General features: G+C 62.4%; 14 protein-coding genes. 12 read left to right on the top strand and 2 right to left on the bottom strand.

All coding sequences use genetic code 11. The features are described 5' to 3' along the window. Nucleotides 1-231 precede the first annotated feature (231 nt). Nucleotides 232-912, top strand: coding sequence for a response regulator transcription factor (locus tag F0P96_RS01155; RefSeq protein ID WP_151076912.1), 681 nt, complete (start codon nt 232-234; stop codon nt 910-912). 5 nt (nt 913-917) lie between these two features. On the opposite strand, the gene F0P96_RS01160 is transcribed toward F0P96_RS01155, so the two are convergent. Next, nucleotides 918-2,081, bottom strand: a complete 1,164-nt coding sequence (locus F0P96_RS01160; RefSeq protein ID WP_151076913.1) for a glycosyltransferase family 61 protein — start codon at nt 2,079-2,081, stop codon at nt 918-920. Between the two features lie 177 nt (nt 2,082-2,258). Here F0P96_RS01160 and F0P96_RS01165 point away from each other — a divergent pair, with 177 nt between their 5' ends. From F0P96_RS01165 to F0P96_RS01185, 5 genes are all read left to right on the top strand, one after another. Then, nucleotides 2,259-3,644 carry a sensor histidine kinase gene (locus F0P96_RS01165; protein ID WP_151076914.1) on the top strand — a complete coding sequence of 462 codons (1,386 nt, stop codon included), beginning with the start codon at nt 2,259-2,261 and terminating at the stop codon, nt 3,642-3,644. Nucleotides 3,645-3,820: 176 nt separating this feature from the next. Continuing rightward, complete coding sequence (locus tag F0P96_RS01170; protein WP_151076915.1) at nt 3,821-5,446, top strand: SulP family inorganic anion transporter; 1,626 nt, start codon at nt 3,821-3,823, stop codon at nt 5,444-5,446. A gap of 116 nt (nt 5,447-5,562) precedes the next feature. Continuing rightward, entirely contained in the window at nt 5,563-6,357 is a 795-nt protein-coding gene (locus F0P96_RS01175; RefSeq protein WP_235917339.1) for a carbonic anhydrase, read from the top strand. Between the two features lie 260 nt (nt 6,358-6,617). Beyond that, nucleotides 6,618-7,547 (top strand): hypothetical protein, encoded by a 930-nt coding sequence (locus F0P96_RS01180; RefSeq protein WP_151076916.1) that lies wholly within the window; start codon nt 6,618-6,620, stop codon nt 7,545-7,547. An 89-nt stretch (nt 7,548-7,636) separates the two neighbouring features. Further along, nucleotides 7,637-8,203 carry a hypothetical protein gene (locus tag F0P96_RS01185; RefSeq protein ID WP_151076917.1) on the top strand — a complete coding sequence of 189 codons (567 nt, stop codon included), beginning with the start codon at nt 7,637-7,639 and terminating at the stop codon, nt 8,201-8,203. Nucleotides 8,204-8,209: 6 nt separating this feature from the next. Here the strand turns inward: F0P96_RS01185 and F0P96_RS01190 are convergent, their stop codons facing one another. Continuing rightward, nucleotides 8,210-9,007 carry an alpha/beta fold hydrolase gene (locus F0P96_RS01190; protein ID WP_151076918.1) on the bottom strand — a complete coding sequence of 266 codons (798 nt, stop codon included), beginning with the start codon at nt 9,005-9,007 and terminating at the stop codon, nt 8,210-8,212. A 217-nt stretch (nt 9,008-9,224) separates the two neighbouring features. Here F0P96_RS01190 and F0P96_RS01195 point away from each other — a divergent pair, with 217 nt between their 5' ends. The 6 genes from F0P96_RS01195 (at nt 9,225) to F0P96_RS01220 (ending at nt 16,067) form a co-directional block, all read left to right on the top strand. Then, nucleotides 9,225-9,578: a hypothetical protein gene (locus F0P96_RS01195; RefSeq protein ID WP_151076919.1), complete on the top strand. Its 354-nt coding sequence runs from the start codon at nt 9,225-9,227 to the stop codon at nt 9,576-9,578. A gap of 119 nt (nt 9,579-9,697) precedes the next feature. Continuing rightward, a complete protein-coding gene (locus F0P96_RS01200; RefSeq protein WP_151076920.1) occupies nt 9,698-12,241 on the top strand; it encodes a type IA DNA topoisomerase in 2,544 nt (847 codons plus the stop codon). A 4-nt stretch (nt 12,242-12,245) separates the two neighbouring features. Further along, entirely contained in the window at nt 12,246-12,575 is a 330-nt protein-coding gene (locus F0P96_RS01205; RefSeq protein WP_151076921.1) for a hypothetical protein, read from the top strand. A gap of 187 nt (nt 12,576-12,762) precedes the next feature. After that, nucleotides 12,763-13,875: a transglutaminase domain-containing protein gene (locus F0P96_RS01210; RefSeq protein WP_151076922.1), complete on the top strand. Its 1,113-nt coding sequence runs from the start codon at nt 12,763-12,765 to the stop codon at nt 13,873-13,875. A 91-nt stretch (nt 13,876-13,966) separates the two neighbouring features. After that, the gene (locus tag F0P96_RS01215; protein ID WP_151076923.1) at nt 13,967-14,197 is read left to right on the top strand and encodes a DUF2905 family protein; all 231 of its coding nucleotides are present in this window, start codon (nt 13,967-13,969) and stop codon (nt 14,195-14,197) included. A 283-nt stretch (nt 14,198-14,480) separates the two neighbouring features. After that, nucleotides 14,481-16,067 carry an SBBP repeat-containing protein gene (locus F0P96_RS01220; RefSeq protein ID WP_235917378.1) on the top strand — a complete coding sequence of 529 codons (1,587 nt, stop codon included), beginning with the start codon at nt 14,481-14,483 and terminating at the stop codon, nt 16,065-16,067. Nucleotides 16,068-16,073: the final 6 nt, after the last annotated feature.

The following is a 16,073-nucleotide window of genomic DNA, read 5'->3' on the forward strand; positions in this document are numbered from 1 at the left end:
GCAGGCAAACGCGAGAAAGTAAACGGAACGGGAGAACGGGTTAAAAGAGTCTTGATAGAATCTTTCTCTAAAACTATAGGACTTAATCTAAGAAGTCAAGCTTAACTTAAATTATTTCCATAATAATTTGTAATCATCCTTGCTATCAAGGTTTCCTACTTTTACCCTGGGTTTAGCTACGGTCGGTTTGCAGCCGTACTGTTTACCTTCGACATCAGAATTACTGCTGGCATGAAGATTCTATTGGTAGAAGACGAGCCCAAAGTGGCGGCCTTCCTGCACAAAGGCCTCACCGAACAAACCCACAGCGTCGACATTGCCTCCGATGGCTTGTTGGGGCGTCGGCTGGCCTTGGCCAATTCCTACGACCTGATCATCCTCGACCAGCTGCTGCCTGGCCTGAGCGGCCTGGAGGTGTGCCGCGAGGTACGCTCCCACGACCAGGGCGTGCCCATTCTCATGCTCACGGCCCTGGGCGAAACCGACGATAAAATCCGGGGCCTCGACGCCGGGGCCGACGATTACCTGGTCAAGCCATTCGCGTTTCAGGAGTTGCTGGCCCGCATCCGCGCTTTGTCGCGCCGCCGCCAGGAAGCTCCCAACGCCCAGCCCGCCCTGCGCCTCGCCGACCTTACCCTCGACCCGCTGAGCAAAATGGTAACCCGGGCCGGACAACCGGTGCAGCTCACCGCCCGCGAGTTTGCGCTGCTGCATTACCTCTTGCGCAACCAAGGCCGTGTGGTGTCGCGCGTCGATATTCTGGAGCACGTATGGGAAACCTCCTTCGACACGGGTTCTAATGTGATTGATGTGTACATCAACTTCCTTCGAAAAAAAGTCGACAAAGGCTTCAACCCCAAGCTTATCCACACCCTGGTGGGCATGGGCTACGTGCTGAAGGAGGGCGACTGATCGGCTCAGCTCAGAACCAGTGCGGCCGGTGCTGGCTCCAGCATGAGGGCCAGCTGCTGCTCCAGCGCCTGTAGATCAACCGTCATGTCCTGGGCCATATTGGTCCAGTGGTCGGTGGCTTCGCCCAAGCTGTAGTCCACCAGGTAGCGGTAGTCGAAGCCCAGGGCTGTACACATATAGTAGTAGTAGTTGGGCGTGTAGCCGTTGGCGAAGAACTCCAGCACCCGCGTGCCCGCGCCGCACCACAGCAAGTTCGTCAGGGCCGCGCCGTGCGGCGTTACGATAACGCCGGCCTCCCGAAACAGCTGCATCTGCTCGGCCAGCGGGTAGGGGCGGTCCTCGATGATGTCGAAGCCATAGGCCTGGAGCAGCTGGCACACAGCGGCTTCGTTGAGCACCCGGCGGCGACCTTTGCGCGAAAGGTAGATGCGCCTTGTGCCCGGAGTGTCGGCCTCACCGGCGGGCCGAAACCGGTTCCGCAGCAGCGCCAGGTCGCCCGCACCCGACGACCAGCTTTGCTGGCTGTTGGCCAGCAGCAGGCAATCGGCCTGAATGGCAGTGCCCCAGAGCGGCGCGGTATCCACGATGGCGCTGGCCGGAATGCCCAGCCGGGCCAGGAATTCCCGCTCAAACGGCGTGTGCAGCAGCGGGTAGCAAACGGTGGCTTCCTGCCAGATGCCCGCCCCGAGCACGTGCTCGATTCGGCACAGCTTGGCCACCACAAACGTGATGTAGTCATAGTAGCTGGCCCAGAAATGCGGCCACGGCGCTACCACCAGCGGGTATCTGCGGCGGCGCAGCTTCACCGGCGAATCCAGCAGGCCCGCCGAGGCCGAGAAGTCGACATCGAGCAGCCGGCGGCGGTTGACGAGGGCGCCCCCCGACCGGCAGACCGAAAGCGTACCTGCGCCGCCGCCCGCAGGTACCTGCCACACGCACTCGGGCTCAAACACGCGCGTTTCGGCGGGGTGCGCTACCGGCCCGCCGTTGGCCGCCGCCTGGCCGGGCATGGGTACCGGTGGGCTCTGGTGCTGGTACACGGTGTAGGGAGCCAGCCATTCGAAGCTCGACGATTGGCTCAGCGGAGCGCGCCACACCGTGCCCGATGCCGTAAGTGCGGCCTGTTTCAGCAGTTGCTTGGAGGTGCCAAGGAGGTGGGACGTTTGCATAACCGAGGACTACCTGATCAGGAGCGTGCAAGGCGCAACTCCTGAAATTTGTCTATACCCTATTTATTTTTGGAATATACATAGTGAAAGGCGTTTGCCAAATGGGTGCAGTAATTTTCCGGCGGCCTGCGCCTGATTGGTTCGGCAGGCGCACCTCGTTCAGCTACCCCCGCCCGCATGTCCATTCGCCTCCGGTTAGCGCTGCAGTTTGCCGCCATTGTGGCCGTCACGCTGCTGCTGTTTTCGCTGCTGATTTATTACTTCACGGCCCGCACGCGCAGCGAAGTGTTCGAGCGCACCCTGCGCAACCGCGCGCTGGTGGTGGCGCACGTTTACTTCGACGCCGCCCAGCCCCAGTCCGACGAACGGCACCGCGCCGCTTACCGCCGCTACCTGCGCCAGTTCTACCGCACCCTGCCCGACGAAGAAGTGCGCATTTACAATGCGCAGGGGCGCATTGTTTTTCGGGAAGGACTGCGCACCAACCGCGCCGTGCCCAAAAAGTGGCTGGCCGGCGGCGACGAGAACCTGGTGAAAGAGCATCCCAACTGGGCCTATACCGTAGGCCTGCGCTATCGGGTGCCCGACCGCGGGCAGTTCCTAGTTACGGCGTGGTCGGTAGATGCCGACAGCCAGCAGAAACTGCGCAGCCTGCGGGGTATTCTGCTGCTGGGGCTGCTCACGTCGTTGGTGCTGGCTGGTGTGGGCGGCTGGGTGTTTGCCGGGCAGGCGCTGCGGCCCATGCGCCAGATTGTGCGCGAAGTCAGCAGCATTTCGGCTTCGGACCTGCACCGCCGCCTCTCCCGCGCCGACGGGCATGACGAGGTGTCGCAGCTGGCGCTGACGTTCAACCGCCTACTCGACCGCCTGGAAACCGCCTTCGTGGGGCAACGTACCTTCGTGCGCGACGCGTCGCACGAGCTGCGCACGCCGCTCACCGTCATCATTGGCGAGCTGGAAGTGGCGCTGCTACAGCCCCGTAGCTCAACCGAGTACCACCGCGTGCTGCAAAGCACCCTCGATGCGGCCCGCCTGCTCAAAGACCTCACCAACGGCCTGCTTCAGATAGCCCGCGCCTCCGACGACCCTTCGCAGGTGCCGCTGAGCGTGCTGCACCTCGATGAGCTGCTGCTCCAGGCGCACGAAGAAGTACAGCGGCGGCACCCGACCTACCGCATCGACCTGGAGTTTCAGCTGGCCCCCGATGCCGAGCCCGTGGTGCACGGCAACGAGGCCCTGCTGTTGGTAGCGGTGCTCAACGTGCTCGAAAACGCCTGCAAGTTTTCGCAGGGGGCGGCGCGGCCCGTGCTGGCAACGCTGGTAACCGAGCGCCGACTAGTGCGGTTGGAAGTGCGCGACTGGGGCGTGGGCATGGCCGAAGCCGACCGCCTGCAGGTATTCGTGCCCTTCTTCCGCGCCGATAACGCCCGCGGAGTGCCGGGTCACGGCATCGGGTTGCCGCTCACCCACAAGATTATGGAGCTGCACGGCGGCGCGGTGCGCGTGGCCAGTACCCTCGGCGAGGGCACCCAGGTACAGCTGGAATTTCCGCGTCGGGGGTAACAGAAGAGTTCAGCCGGGCACCGGTTAAAGGCGCCAGGCCTTTTTAATTGCCTTTTAATACGGGTTTAACGTCCTCTTAAGACGGGCACCGGACCTTTGCGCAGTAACGTCCGAACATGCGGCCTTGCGCGACTGCGTCAAGGGGTGGTTCGGGTACTTCGCCGATACTCCTTCCTATGTCCACTCAATCTGTTCTTACCCCTCCGCCGCCCCCGGTTAGCCAAGGGGCACACGAGGCGCCGCAGCCGCTAAAGCTTTCGTACCGCAACTCGCTGAGCAAAGACTTGCCCTCGGGCTTGGTAGTGTTTCTGGTGGCGCTGCCTCTGTGCCTGGGCATTTCGCTAGCCTCCGGGGCGCCGCTGCTTTCCGGCCTTATTGCCGGCATCGTGGGCGGGGTAGTGGTGAGCTGGCTGAGCGGTTCGCAGCTAAGCGTGAGCGGACCCGCCGCGGGCCTCACTACCATTGTGCTGGGCGGCATCAGCAGCATGGGCAGCTACCAGGGCTTCTTGGTGGCCGTGGTGCTGGCCGGTGCCATTCAGGCGCTGATGGGCGCCCTCAAGGCCGGCGTCATTGGCATGTACTTCCCCACGTCGGTTATCCGGGGCATGCTGGCTGCTATCGGCTTGATTCTGATTCTGAAGCAGATTCCGCACTTTCTGGGCGGCGACTCGGACTTCTTTGAAGACCTGAACTTCTTCCAGTCCGACGGGCTGAACACGTTCAGCGAAATCGGGCGGGCCATGGAGCAGCTGCAGCCGGGCGCCCTCGTCATCGGCGTGGTGTCGCTGCTGATTCTGCTGGTGTGGGAGCGGCCGTTTATCCGCCGCAACCGGGTGCTGCAGCTGGTGCCGGGTGCGCTGATTGTGGTGCTGGTAGCTATTGCCTTGAACCTCGCGTTCGACGCCCTGCAGCCCGGCTGGCGCGTGGCCAATACGCACCTGGTGCGCCTGCCCCAAATCAGGAGCCTGCAGGACGTTGCCGGCCTGCTCACCTTCCCCGACTGGAGCGTGCTGAGCAGTTCGAAAGTGTACGTACTGGCCCTCACCATTGCCATTGTCGCCTCGCTGGAGTCGCTGCTGAGCGTGGAAGCCGTCGACAAGCTCGACCCGCACAAGCGCCGCACCCCGCCCAACCGCGAGCTGATGGCCCAGGGCGCGGGCAACTTTATATCGGGCATGCTGGGCGGCCTGCCGCTCACGGCCGTTATCGTGCGTTCATCGGCCAACATCAACGCCGGTGGCCAAACGCGCCTGTCAGCTTTCTCGCACGGCTTGCTGCTGCTGATGGCCGTGCTGTTTTTGAGCCAAGTGCTAAACCTGATTCCGCTGTCGGCCTTGGCAGCCGTGCTGCTGACGGTGGGCTACAAACTCACCAAGCCGGCCCTCTACCGCACCCAGTGGAAACTCGGCTGGGCGCAGTTTCTGCCCTTCATCGTCACGGTGGTGGTCATCCTGTTCACCGACCTGCTCAAGGGCGTGGGCGTGGGCTTGGTGCTGGCCATGTTCTACATTCTGAAAGCCAACGCCGAGTCGGCCTTCTTCTTCCACCACGAGCCCAGCTTCCAGCCCCACACGGTGCACCTGAAGTTGTCGGAGCACGTGTCGTTCCTGAACAAAGCCGCCATTGCCACCACCCTCGACCGCATCAAGGCCGGCACCCACCTCATTCTCGACGGCACCGACTCGGTAGCCATTGATTACGACGTGCTCGAAGCCATTGAAAACTTCCGCCAAAGCGCCGCCGAGCGCGGCGTGGAGCTGGAGTTGCGCAACATTCCGCAAGTGGAGGCGCTCGGTCACTAGCAACGGCGTATAAGGGAGAGTTGAGCTAGTTTTGAAGCGTCCACAACCAATCGTGGCGCTTTGCGCTTAGTCTCCCGACCACAATTTTTCCCTCAACCGACAACCCCTCGTTACAAATGGAACACGGAATGCAGCGAATTCTGGAAGGTAACCGCCAATGGGTGGAGTCCCAGCGCGCCAAAGACCCCCAGTATTTCGAACGCCTGGCCCAGGGCCAGAAACCCCGTTACCTGTTCATCGGCTGCTCCGACTCGCGCGTGCCCGGCTCGGCCATCACCGGCACCGGCCCCGGCGAAATGTTTACCCACCGCAACATTGCCAACATGGTAGTGCACACCGACATGAACATGCTGTCGGTGCTGCAGTACGCGGTGGAAGTGCTGGGCGTGGAAGACGTGATGGTGGTGGGCCACTACGGCTGCGGCGGTGTGGCGGCGGCGGCTTCCAACAAGCAGCACGGCCTGATTGACAACTGGCTCATCAACATCCGCGACGTAATCCGCATTCACGAAACCGAGCTGCTGCGCATTGCCGACGAGGACGCGCGCCTGCGCCGTCTCGTGGAGCTGAACGTGATTGAGCAGGTGCGCAACCTGGCCAAAACCAACATCATTCAGAACGCCCGCCGCAGCAACAAGCCCATTAAGCTGCACGGTTTGGTATACGACCTGCGCGAAGGCCTGCTGAAAGACCTGCAGGTGGAAACCGAGAACTTCGACGCGCTCAGCCACATCTACGCCGTAGAAGAGCCGGCTCCCACGCCGGGCACGCAGCTGCTGATGGACCAGCTGGAAAAGTTGCAGAACAAGCACGCGCACCACGAGCACAACCCTGCTGCGGCAACCGCCCCGGCTGAAGCGTCCGAAGAAGAGAAAGGCGAAAAAAACGCCAAAGCCTTGCGCCGCGTCTAGCGCAGGCGGCTTTTGTACGGATTGGGGCGGTTCCATAGCTCTCCGACCCAATCTCAGAAACCTCCGGTGCCCCTGGCCCGGAGGTTTTTTTGTGCCGCTGCGGCTGCTGAAAATGGCAAGTCACAAAACACCTGCGTCGCAAGCAAAGCAGGTCCTGGGAGCAAACCTTCTACGCGCAGGTATTCCTACTCTATCTTGGTGCGCCAATTTTTTAGGTTCCACCGATGAAGACAGTTGCGTGCCACTTATGGCTCCTGCATGTGCTCCTGCTGGCGTTATTGCTGACCGCTTGCCAAGGCAGAGCCAACGCGCCGCAGGCCGCGCCGGGGCCACTGCCCATCCTTTCGTTTTCAGCTGTCCTCGACCAGCAAATCCGTGAGGCCATGCAGCAGGCCCGCCCCACCATAGAAGCCGCTGCCGCGCACGACCCCAATGCCGAGGCCTGGCAGCGCTGCGACTTTGCCACCGTGCTCAACGACACCTTGCACTTCGACCCGGCCGAGCACACCGACTTGCGCACGGCACCGTTCGGGCAGTGGAGCCCCTGGCTGACAGACTACTGCCTGCTGCACGAATTCCTGGTCGATTCGACCAGCTTGGCCAAAGCGGGCGAGGGCACCTACGCCCGGCCCGTGCGCCTGCCCACCCGCACCGGTCGGCAGCTCTACTTGGCCGGCACCGAGCTGCTGGTGCTGCTGGAGTTTCGCCCCGGCGCCTTCCGCGGCATGGCCCTGGCCGCGCACAATACCTTCGGCGGCCTTACCCACCACTTCTACCCGCACCCCGAGGCCGAGCTGCTGGTTCTCACGGCCGTGCGCGGCGACATGGGCGCGGGCCGGGGTGCCAGCGGCGAAGCCATTACCGATTTGCAGGTGTACGACCTACGCCACAACCAATGGCTGCTGAATACACCCGTGGGGCGCTACGAAACGCACTTTGGTTACACCAACGACAACGGCGAAGACTCGCCCTCCGAGGAGCTGGACGTCCAGCGGCAGTACAAAGTGCTCGATCGGGGCCGTACCATTTGGCTCGGTGCCTATACGGTGCAGGGCAACGCTCCCGACACGGCCCGCGTGCAGCCCCAGCTGCCACCTGACTTGCTCGGCGACGCCGCCGATACCACCGGGCAGCTGCCGGCGGGTACCTACCGGCTGCAACAGGGCCAGTACCGACGCGTGGGTGACTGATAAGGCTGCGGCTACGCCGTCGTATCTTTCCGCTTTGCGGGCACGCCAAGTTGACCAACGCACCCGCTTTTCGCCTGATTCACCGCGGTATGAAACGCTTTTCGGTTGCGCTGCTGCTTTTGCTGACTTGCATGCTAACGGCCTTTCCCAGCCTGGCGCAGGGCTCTGCCGGGGCCGCAAGCGGCATGCAAACGCTGAAAAACTACGCCCCGTTTCTGGCCGTGCTCATTCCCTTGGCCGCCTACCTCACGGCCATGTACAAGGACTGGCGCTCGGCCCAGGGCACGCTCAACAAAGCCTTCCAGGGCGACAACGACGCGGTGGTATACATGACCCACCAAGTGCAGCACAACGAGTGGAAGCGCCGCATGAAGCGCCACCCCGGTTTCCGGCGCGAGGTCATCACGGCCCTGTGCCTGGCGTGGTCGGTGCAGCCCGCCGACTACATTCGCGCCCTGCTCTTCGACGCGCTGCTGTGTGTGCGCCAGCAAGGCTACGGCGCCGAAACCCTGCAGGTGCTCGACCGGCTGCTGCGCCAATACGAGCAATACTGCACCCGCTTCTGCGCCACCGGTTTCACCCCCGTCATCGACGACATGACCACGCTGCGGCACGCGCTGGCCGAGCCACTGCCAGCGGCGCAACGCAAGCGGTAGCGCGCCCTACGAGGCCATCAGATACTGCTCCATGGCGGCCACGGTTTCCATGGGCGCGCTCAGGTTGGGGCAATGCCCCGAGGCATTCAGCGTCACCAGGGTGGCGTCGCGCAGGTGCTGGCGCAGGTATTCGCCCACTTCGGGCGGGGCAATCATGTCGCGGTGGCACTGCAGAATCAAGGCCGGGGTGCGCAGCCGCGGCAGGTCGCTGCGGTTGTCGGAGAGGAACGTAACGCGGGCAAACTGCCGGGCAATGGTGGGGTCGGTGCGGCAGAAGCTCTCGGCCAGTTCGGCCCCCAGCGACGGTTCTTCGGGGTTGCCCATGATGAGGGGCGCCACCGTTTCTGCCCAATGCGGGTAGTCGGCGTCCATCAGGGCCAGCAGCTCTTCCAGGTCTTTGCGCTCGAAGCCACCCACGTACCCGCCGTCGTTGATGTAGCAGGGCGAGGGGGTGATGAGCACGAGGTGCGCAAAACGGCGGGGCTCCTGCATGGCGGCCAGCATGCCAATCATAGCGCCCACGGAGTGCCCCACAAAAACGACGTTGGCGAGGTCGAGGCGGCGGCAGATTTCCAGCAGGTCGTCGGCGTAGCCTTCCAGCTGGCTGTACTTGATGGGGCTATAGGCGCGCAGGTCGGAGTCGCCAGCACCCACGTGGTCGTAGAGCACCACGCGGTGCGTGGCCAGAAAGCCAGGGGTAATGTAGCGCCACACGTTTTGGTCGCAGCCGAAGCCGTGGCTGAAAATCATGGCTTGGTCGCCCTGGCCAATTACCTTGACGTTGTTGCGTTCTAGGATATCCATGATGCGGAGGTAGATAAGCTGTATATTGTTCTTGATTAATATAAGGTTTCTGGTTGGGAATGTAGTTCCGTAAATAGATTGGCTTGTGCAAAACACACTGTAAAGGATGGCTATTCTGGAAGACATTGCGAAGAAGTTGCAGCAGCAGCCAGAGCGACTCGGTATTATACTGCACCCGCCCGCTAGCAAGGAGGAAATCGGGCAACTGTAACATGCTTTGGGCCGGCCGCTGCCGCCCGATATTGCGGCGTTCTACCGGTTCTGCAACGGATTTGAGACGGATGACGCGCTGTTTAAACTCAAATCGATTGACTGGATATTGGAATTCAGCAGCCGGTTAGCGGAGCCGCGGTTTGAGCTGGCGGATTACATGGTTTCCTCCGACGTGTGGGAAGTTGTACTGCATCCTACTGACGTGGCAAGCTACAGTATCGTCAATGCCAATCACGGCTCCGATATAGAGGTCGTGCTAACTACTTCCTTGTTTGATTTTATTAGCAGGTACTTGGATATGGAAGGGCATTACGACCTCTATCAGTGGTACGAGGTTGAAAAGAGTAGAAGCGTATAGCTGCTGCTGGTTTTTGGGTTCAACTTCTGCAGCTAGCCCCGACTTTTTCCCGCGTTATCTTTGTTGATTCCCCGGCTGCCGACGCTTCTGTCGGCGGCCTGAATCAGAAGCCGAGAGAAGTGAAAGTCTGCATTGCCGAAAAACCCAGCGTCGCCCGTGAAATTGCCAACGTGCTCGGCGCCCGCCTGCGCATGGACGGCTACTTCGAGGGCAACGGCTACCAGGTGACCTGGACCTTTGGGCACTTTTGCACCCTGAAAGAGCCCCAGGATTACCAGCCCGAGTGGAAACGCTGGAGCATTCACGACCTGCCCATGCTGCCCGAGCAGTTCGGCATCAAGTTGATGCAGGACGACGGCGTGAAAAAGCAGTTCAACACCATCAAGCGCCTGCTGGCCGAGGCCGACGAAGTCATCAACTGCGGCGACGCCGGGCAGGAAGGGGAAGTCATTCAGCGCTGGGTGCTGACGGAGGCCAAATACCGCAAGCCCTTCAAGCGCCTCTGGATTTCGTCGCTCACCGAAGAAGCCATCCGGCAGGGCTTCGCCAACCTGCGCGAGGGCAGCGAATTCGACCGCCTGTACATGGCCGGCAAGAGCCGCGCCATCGGCGACTGGCTGCTGGGGCTGAACGCCACGCGCCTGTTCACGCTCAAATACGCTTCGGGCCGGGGGCAGGTGCTCAGCCTGGGCCGCGTGCAAACGCCCACGCTGGCCTTGCTGGTCGATAGGTACCACGAAATCCAGAACTTCAAGCCCGAGCCCTATTGGGTGCTGCGCACCGAGTACCGCGGCACCATGTTCAGCCACGTGGCGCCGCCCAAAAAAGGCAAGGCCGAAGACGACGAGCCCGACGAGAAGGCCCGCCTGAAAGCCCGCGGCTACTTTGTGAGCCAGGAAGAAGCCGATGCGGCCATGGCCGCCGTGAAAGACGCGCCGCTGACCGTGACGGGCGTTGAAATCAAGAAGGCGCTGGAGTCGCCGCCCTCGTTGTTTGACCTGACTTCCTTGCAGGTGCAGTGCAACAACCAGTTGGGCCTCTCGGCCGAAGACACGCTCAAAACCGTGCAGGGGCTCTACGAGAAGAAAGTCGTCAGCTACCCGCGCGTGGATACCACCTTCCTGCCCGACGACCAGTACCCCAAGATTCCCGGCATCCTACAGGGTTTGAGTGCCTACCACAGCCTCACGCAGCCGCTGCTGGCCGCCAAAATCAAGAAGTCGGGCAAGGTCTTCAACAACAACAAAGTCACCGACCACCACGCCATCATCCCGACGGGCGCGGCGGCGCAGGGCCTCGGCGGCACCGAGCACGCGGTGTACGACATAATCGTGCGCCGCTTCCTGGCCGCGTTTTACCCCGACTGCGAAGTCTCGAACACGACCGTGACGGCCGAAGCGGCCGGGCACCCGTTTCGGGTGCGCGGCCGGCAGATCCTGTCGCCCGGCTGGCGCGTGGTGTACGGCGACCCCACGCAGCAGCAGGCGCCCAGCACGGCCAAGCCCGGCGAGGGCGACGACGATGTGGTGAATACCGTGCTGCCCGCGTTTGAGAAAGGCGAAAGCGGCCCGCACAAGCCCCGCCTCGACCAGAAAGTAACCCAGCCGCCGCGCGAATATACCGAGGCCATGCTGCTGCGCGGCATGGAAACCGCCGGCCGCAACGTGGACGACGAAGAGCTGCGCCAGGCCATGAAGGAAAACGGCATCGGCCGGCCCTCTACGCGCGCGGCCATCATCGAAACCTTGTTTAAGCGCGGCTACATCCAGCGCGAAAAAAAACGCATCGTGCCCACGCCCACCGGCGTCGAGCTGATTGGCCTGATTCGGAACCCCACGCTGAAATCGGCGGAGCTGACGGGGCAGTGGGAGCGGAAGCTGCGCCAGATTGAGGGGGGCAACCTGGAGCCCGATGTGTTTCTGGACGAGCTGAAAGGCTTGGTGCGCGAAATGGTGCTGGAAGTGAAGCAGGACCGCTCGCGCATGATGGCCCCGCCGCCCACCACCTCGGAAGTAGCGTCGTCGGCCGCGAAAAACGGCGGGAGTAAGGCCGCACCAGTCAAGCCTGCGGCACCCAGCGGCCCATTGCCCGATGGCGCGTTGGGCGCTTGTCCGGCCTGCAAGCAGGGCCACATCCTGAAAGGCAAAACCGCCTTCGGCTGCTCGCGCTGGAAAGACGGCTGCGGGTTCCGTCTCGCGCCGGTGGTGGAGGGCAAGAAGCTGACCGACACGCAGGTGAAGGCGCTGCTGAGCAAGGGCCGCACGCCCGTCATGAAGGGCTTCATCGACGACCTCGGAGCCAAGTTCGACGCCGCCATCGGCCTAAATGCCCAGCACCAGCCCGAGCTGTTGCGCGCCGCCGAAAGCAAGCCCGCTTCGGAAGACAAGCCGCAGCAGATTCCCTGCCCGGTGTGCCGCCTGGGCACCATGCTCAAGGGCAAAACCGCCTGGGGCTGCTCGCGCTTCCGCGAAGACTGCCAGTTTCGGGTACCGCTGGAACTGTGCGGCCGCCTGCTCACCGACGCCCAAGTAGCCAAGCTGCTGCGCCGCGGCAAGTCCGACGTGATTCGCGGCTTCACCTCGCAGCGCACCGGCCAGAAGTTCGAGGCCGCGCTGGAAATTTCGGCCGAAGGCGAAGTAAAGTTTGTGTTTGAGAAGAAGTAACCCAATGGGAAAACAGCATCAATCCCGAAAAGCAGCAACCAAACCAGCGCCTCCTGTAGCCCAGCCCAACGCGCTATTTAAAGCCCGCCTGCTGGGTTACCTCGTGGGCATTGTGCCACTGCTGGCGCTGCTGTTGCTGTTTCGGCAGGTGCTGCCGAGCACGGTGGCGTTGGTGCTGGTCATGCTCGGTACGTTTGCCTCGGTGGTGGTGCAGCAGCGCGTGCGGCTGCGGTTTCCGTACGATTTCAAGCGGCGCGAAGAATGGTGGGCGCTGGGTGCGTACACGCTGGTGGTGCTGGTGGTGACGGTGGCGTTTTTCGCCTTGCAGCGTTGAGGCACCGGCTCATTTCAGAACAGCAGCAGGCCTCCGTTATCGTCGCGTGGAAGGCAAACCCGGGGGGCATGCTAATATGATGATGGTTTGGGCGTTGAGCGCGCAGAGCCGGTAAAAAGTCTGCGAAAGAAGCAACGGTAGCCGGTTCGGGCGCATCTAGGCGGTCAAACGCACTTGTCTGACCGCTATGAAACCACTTTTGCTGGGTAGTCTGCTGCTGATCGGCGGAACTACATTTGCCCAATCCACCGCCACCTACCAAGGCTTGCCCGTCATCAAGGCGCACGAGTTGCGGGCCGATTACCGGCTGGGCCGCGAATGGGTGAAAGGCAACTGGCGCATTGCCCCCGAAGCCAGCCCCGATGTGCTCATCCTGCCCTTGCACACGGCCAAGGAAACCCTCGTGTTCCGCACCGACCACGACTCCATTCGCTACACGCTGGCACCCGGCAACACCCAGCGCTTCTACGTGCTGCTCGACGACGGCCGCTACGCCCTGACGGAGCTGCGCGCCACCGCCTTCACCGCCGAGCCCCTGCGCTTCGATACCAAGGCTCCAGCCGCCGCTTTTCCGATGCAGTACGAAGCCGGCCGCAACAACGCCTACCTCGCGCAGCTGCGCCAGCAGTACCACCTCGACGCTGTGGTGCAAGGCGCCCGCAACGATACCGAGCGGGCCTTGCGCCTGCTGCACTGGGTGCACCAGCAGTGGGACCACAACGGCGAAAACCAGCCCACCAAGAGCGATGCGCTTTCCATTCTGGAAGAAGTGAAGCAGGGCAAGCAGTTTCGCTGCGTGGAGTACGGCATCGTGGCCACCTCCTGCCTGAACGCCTTCGGGCTGAAGTCGCGGGTGCTGGGCCTGAAAACCAAAGACGTGGAAACCACCGAAAGCGGAGCCGGACACGTGCTGCTGGAAACCTGGCTGCCCGACCTGCAGAAGTGGGTGCTGCTCGACGGGCAGTGGGACGTAATGCCGGTGCTAAAGGGCAAGCCGCTCAACGCGGTGGAATTTCAGCAGGCCATTGTCAGCAACTACAAAGACCTGGAAATCAGCAGCCTCTCGGGCGCCAGCAAAATGGCCTATGTCAGCTGGATTACGCCCTACCTGTACTACCTGGACGTGAAGTTCGACAACCGCGAAGGCGTGGGGCTGGAACGGGCCAAGGTGAACGGCAAAAGCAGCCTGATGCTGGTGCCCGCCGGTGCCAAGGAGCCTACCGTCTTTCAGGTGAAGAATCCCATCACTTACTGCCACTACACCCATTCGGTGGCGGCTTTCTACGCCAAGCCGGAATAAGCACCGGCCTGGGCCAGTGGGCCCATAGCTTGGTTGAGACACCCGTTTGATGCGCGCTGCGTATCGAACGGGTGTACTTTTTTCACCGCCTATGCCTCCGCAACTCGGTAAACTTCTTGTGCTCCTTGGCCTGGGCATCGTCATTCTGGGCGCCGTCATCTGGCTGGGCGGCGGCAGCCTGCTGAGTTGGTTTGGCCGCCTGCCCGGCCACATCCGCATCGAGCGGCCCGGCTTTCGTTTCTACGCGCCCATCGTGTCGATGCTGCTGGTGAGCTTGCTGCTGAGCGCGGTGCTCTGGCTGGTTCGGCGGCTGGGTGGCTAGGGCTGGTCTGCCGCTGGAAAACAATTGGCAATACCATACCGAAAAGTAGCTAGCCCCCACTGCGCCTAGCCGCAGTAGTGGGTGGGGTGATGGTAAAATGATAGGGGCACGAAATTATTCTCCCCCGATGATGTAGTTGTGCCTTTTTCGGGAGTGGCCTACCTTTTCGACAGGCGTTGCACAAAGCGCGCAGGCCCGGCAATGCGGCCCGTTCCGCAGTGCAGGTTTTTATTCCATTAGGCGGCCGTCGATGATGATGAAGCTTTTTGCCTGGATAGGTGTGATGTTGATGGCCTTGAGCGCACGGGCGCAGGGCCAATGGGATTGGGCGCAGCGCCTGCCGTTGGTGAACACGGCGGTAGCGGCCGGCCCGGCCGGGCGGGTGTACGTGAGCGGTTCGTTCAGCGGCTTGGTGGTCATTGGCGGAACCCGGTACGCGGCCGTTGGCACCGAAGACGGCTTTATAGGTTGTTTCACCAGTGCCGGCGTGTTGCAGTGGAGCCAGCAACTGAGCAGTCAGCCCTACTATCCGCAGACGCAACCACAGTCTGCATCTCCCACCGACATTGCCGCCGATGCCGCGGGCAACAGCTACGTGACCGGGGCCTTTACGGGGCGCATCAGTTTCCCCAATGCCACGGTTACGGCCCCGATGGGCTGGAATGGGCTCTTCACGGCCAAGTATTCGCCCGCCGGAGCACTGCAGTGGATTCGAGCGGGCGGCTGCCCGAGCTACGCCAGCAAGCCCGGGGCAATAGCCGTCGATGCAGCGGGCAATAGCTACATAGCCGGCGGCGTAACGTCGCCGGCCGTATTCGATCAGGTAAGCAAGTCGTTTGCCGGCAAATACCAAGTGTTTGTGGCCAGCTACTCCACCACCGGAGCCATTCGGTGGCTCACTACGGGAAGCGGACAGTCCAACACTAACCTCGCCCAGGACGTTGCCGCCGATGGCCACGGTGGCGTATACGTGGTGGGGAGTTACTACAGCGAGCTGACGCTGGGCGCAACGGTATTACCCGCCAACAGCAGCAACGGCACGCAGTACCCCAACCAATTGATTGCGCAACTTCGCGGCTCGACCGGGCAGGTAGTGTGGGCCCGGTGGGCCGGTGGCCCGGGTTCGTACGTGTTGGGCGAAGGCATTTCGGTAGATGATGCGGGCAATACCTGCGTGGCAGGGCGATATAGCGGCGCCCCCGCGTTTGGGCTGGGTACCAACGGGCTTCCGGCTGCGAGCAGCCCCACCGCCTACGCGGCGGCCTACACCAGCGTCGGTACCCCGCGCTGGGCCGTTCCGCTTGACCTTACCACCAACCAGGGCCGTTGCCGCACCGCCAGCGCCGCTGATGGCAGCCGTTGCTATGTACTCAGCGACCGGACCACCGTTTCGCCCACGCCTGTGGTGCTGCGCCGCCTGTGGCCCGCGTCGGGAAGCACTCAGTGGCGGCTCGATATGCGCGGCGATGCGCATCCTTATGCGCTGACACTAGCCCCCGATGGATACCTATTTGCTACGGGTAGTGTTTCCGGTACGGCGTATTTCGGCCCATCAATGCTTAACGCAGCCAGCCCGGCCAACTTCTTTGTGCGGGTGAGCGAAACCGCCGCCCGCCAAACTGCCACGGCCGCGCAAAACGCGTGGACCGCGTACCCCAACCCAACGCAGAACCTACTGCGCGTGCCTCTGCCAGAGCCAGCGCAAGCTACCGTGCGTGATGCCTTCGGCCAACTTCGCATGCAAACCTTGCTACACCCGCAGCCCGACGGTGCTTGGCTGAACGTGGACCGCCTGCTGCCCGGCACCTACGTGCTGGAGTTACGCACGGCCGGCGGTGTTGTACACCGGCAGTGGGTAGTGAAAGAATAGTCGCGC

Source organism: Hymenobacter busanensis (assembly GCF_008727865.1).
Lineage (GTDB): Bacteria > Bacteroidota > Bacteroidia > Cytophagales > Hymenobacteraceae > Solirubrum > Solirubrum busanense.

Excerpts from the sequence above, each read along its gene's own strand:
- F0P96_RS01165 (WP_151076914.1), top strand. The coding sequence starts at position 2,259 with ATGTCCATTCGCCTCCGGTTAGCGCTGCAGTTTGCCGCCATTGTGGCC.
- F0P96_RS01185 (WP_151076917.1), top strand. The coding sequence starts at position 7,637 with ATGAAACGCTTTTCGGTTGCGCTGCTGCTTTTGCTGACTTGCATGCTA.
- F0P96_RS01155 (WP_151076912.1), top strand. The coding sequence starts at position 232 with ATGAAGATTCTATTGGTAGAAGACGAGCCCAAAGTGGCGGCCTTCCTG.
- F0P96_RS01170 (WP_151076915.1), top strand. The coding sequence starts at position 3,821 with ATGTCCACTCAATCTGTTCTTACCCCTCCGCCGCCCCCGGTTAGCCAA.
- F0P96_RS01160 (WP_151076913.1), bottom strand. The coding sequence starts at position 2,081 with ATGCAAACGTCCCACCTCCTTGGCACCTCCAAGCAACTGCTGAAACAG.
- F0P96_RS01210 (WP_151076922.1), top strand. The coding sequence starts at position 12,763 with ATGAAACCACTTTTGCTGGGTAGTCTGCTGCTGATCGGCGGAACTACA.
- F0P96_RS01175 (WP_235917339.1), top strand. The coding sequence starts at position 5,563 with ATGGAACACGGAATGCAGCGAATTCTGGAAGGTAACCGCCAATGGGTG.
- F0P96_RS01190 (WP_151076918.1), bottom strand. The coding sequence starts at position 9,007 with ATGGATATCCTAGAACGCAACAACGTCAAGGTAATTGGCCAGGGCGAC.
- F0P96_RS01220 (WP_235917378.1), top strand. The coding sequence starts at position 14,481 with ATGTTGATGGCCTTGAGCGCACGGGCGCAGGGCCAATGGGATTGGGCG.
- F0P96_RS01215 (WP_151076923.1), top strand. The coding sequence starts at position 13,967 with ATGCCTCCGCAACTCGGTAAACTTCTTGTGCTCCTTGGCCTGGGCATC.
- F0P96_RS01205 (WP_151076921.1), top strand. The coding sequence starts at position 12,246 with ATGGGAAAACAGCATCAATCCCGAAAAGCAGCAACCAAACCAGCGCCT.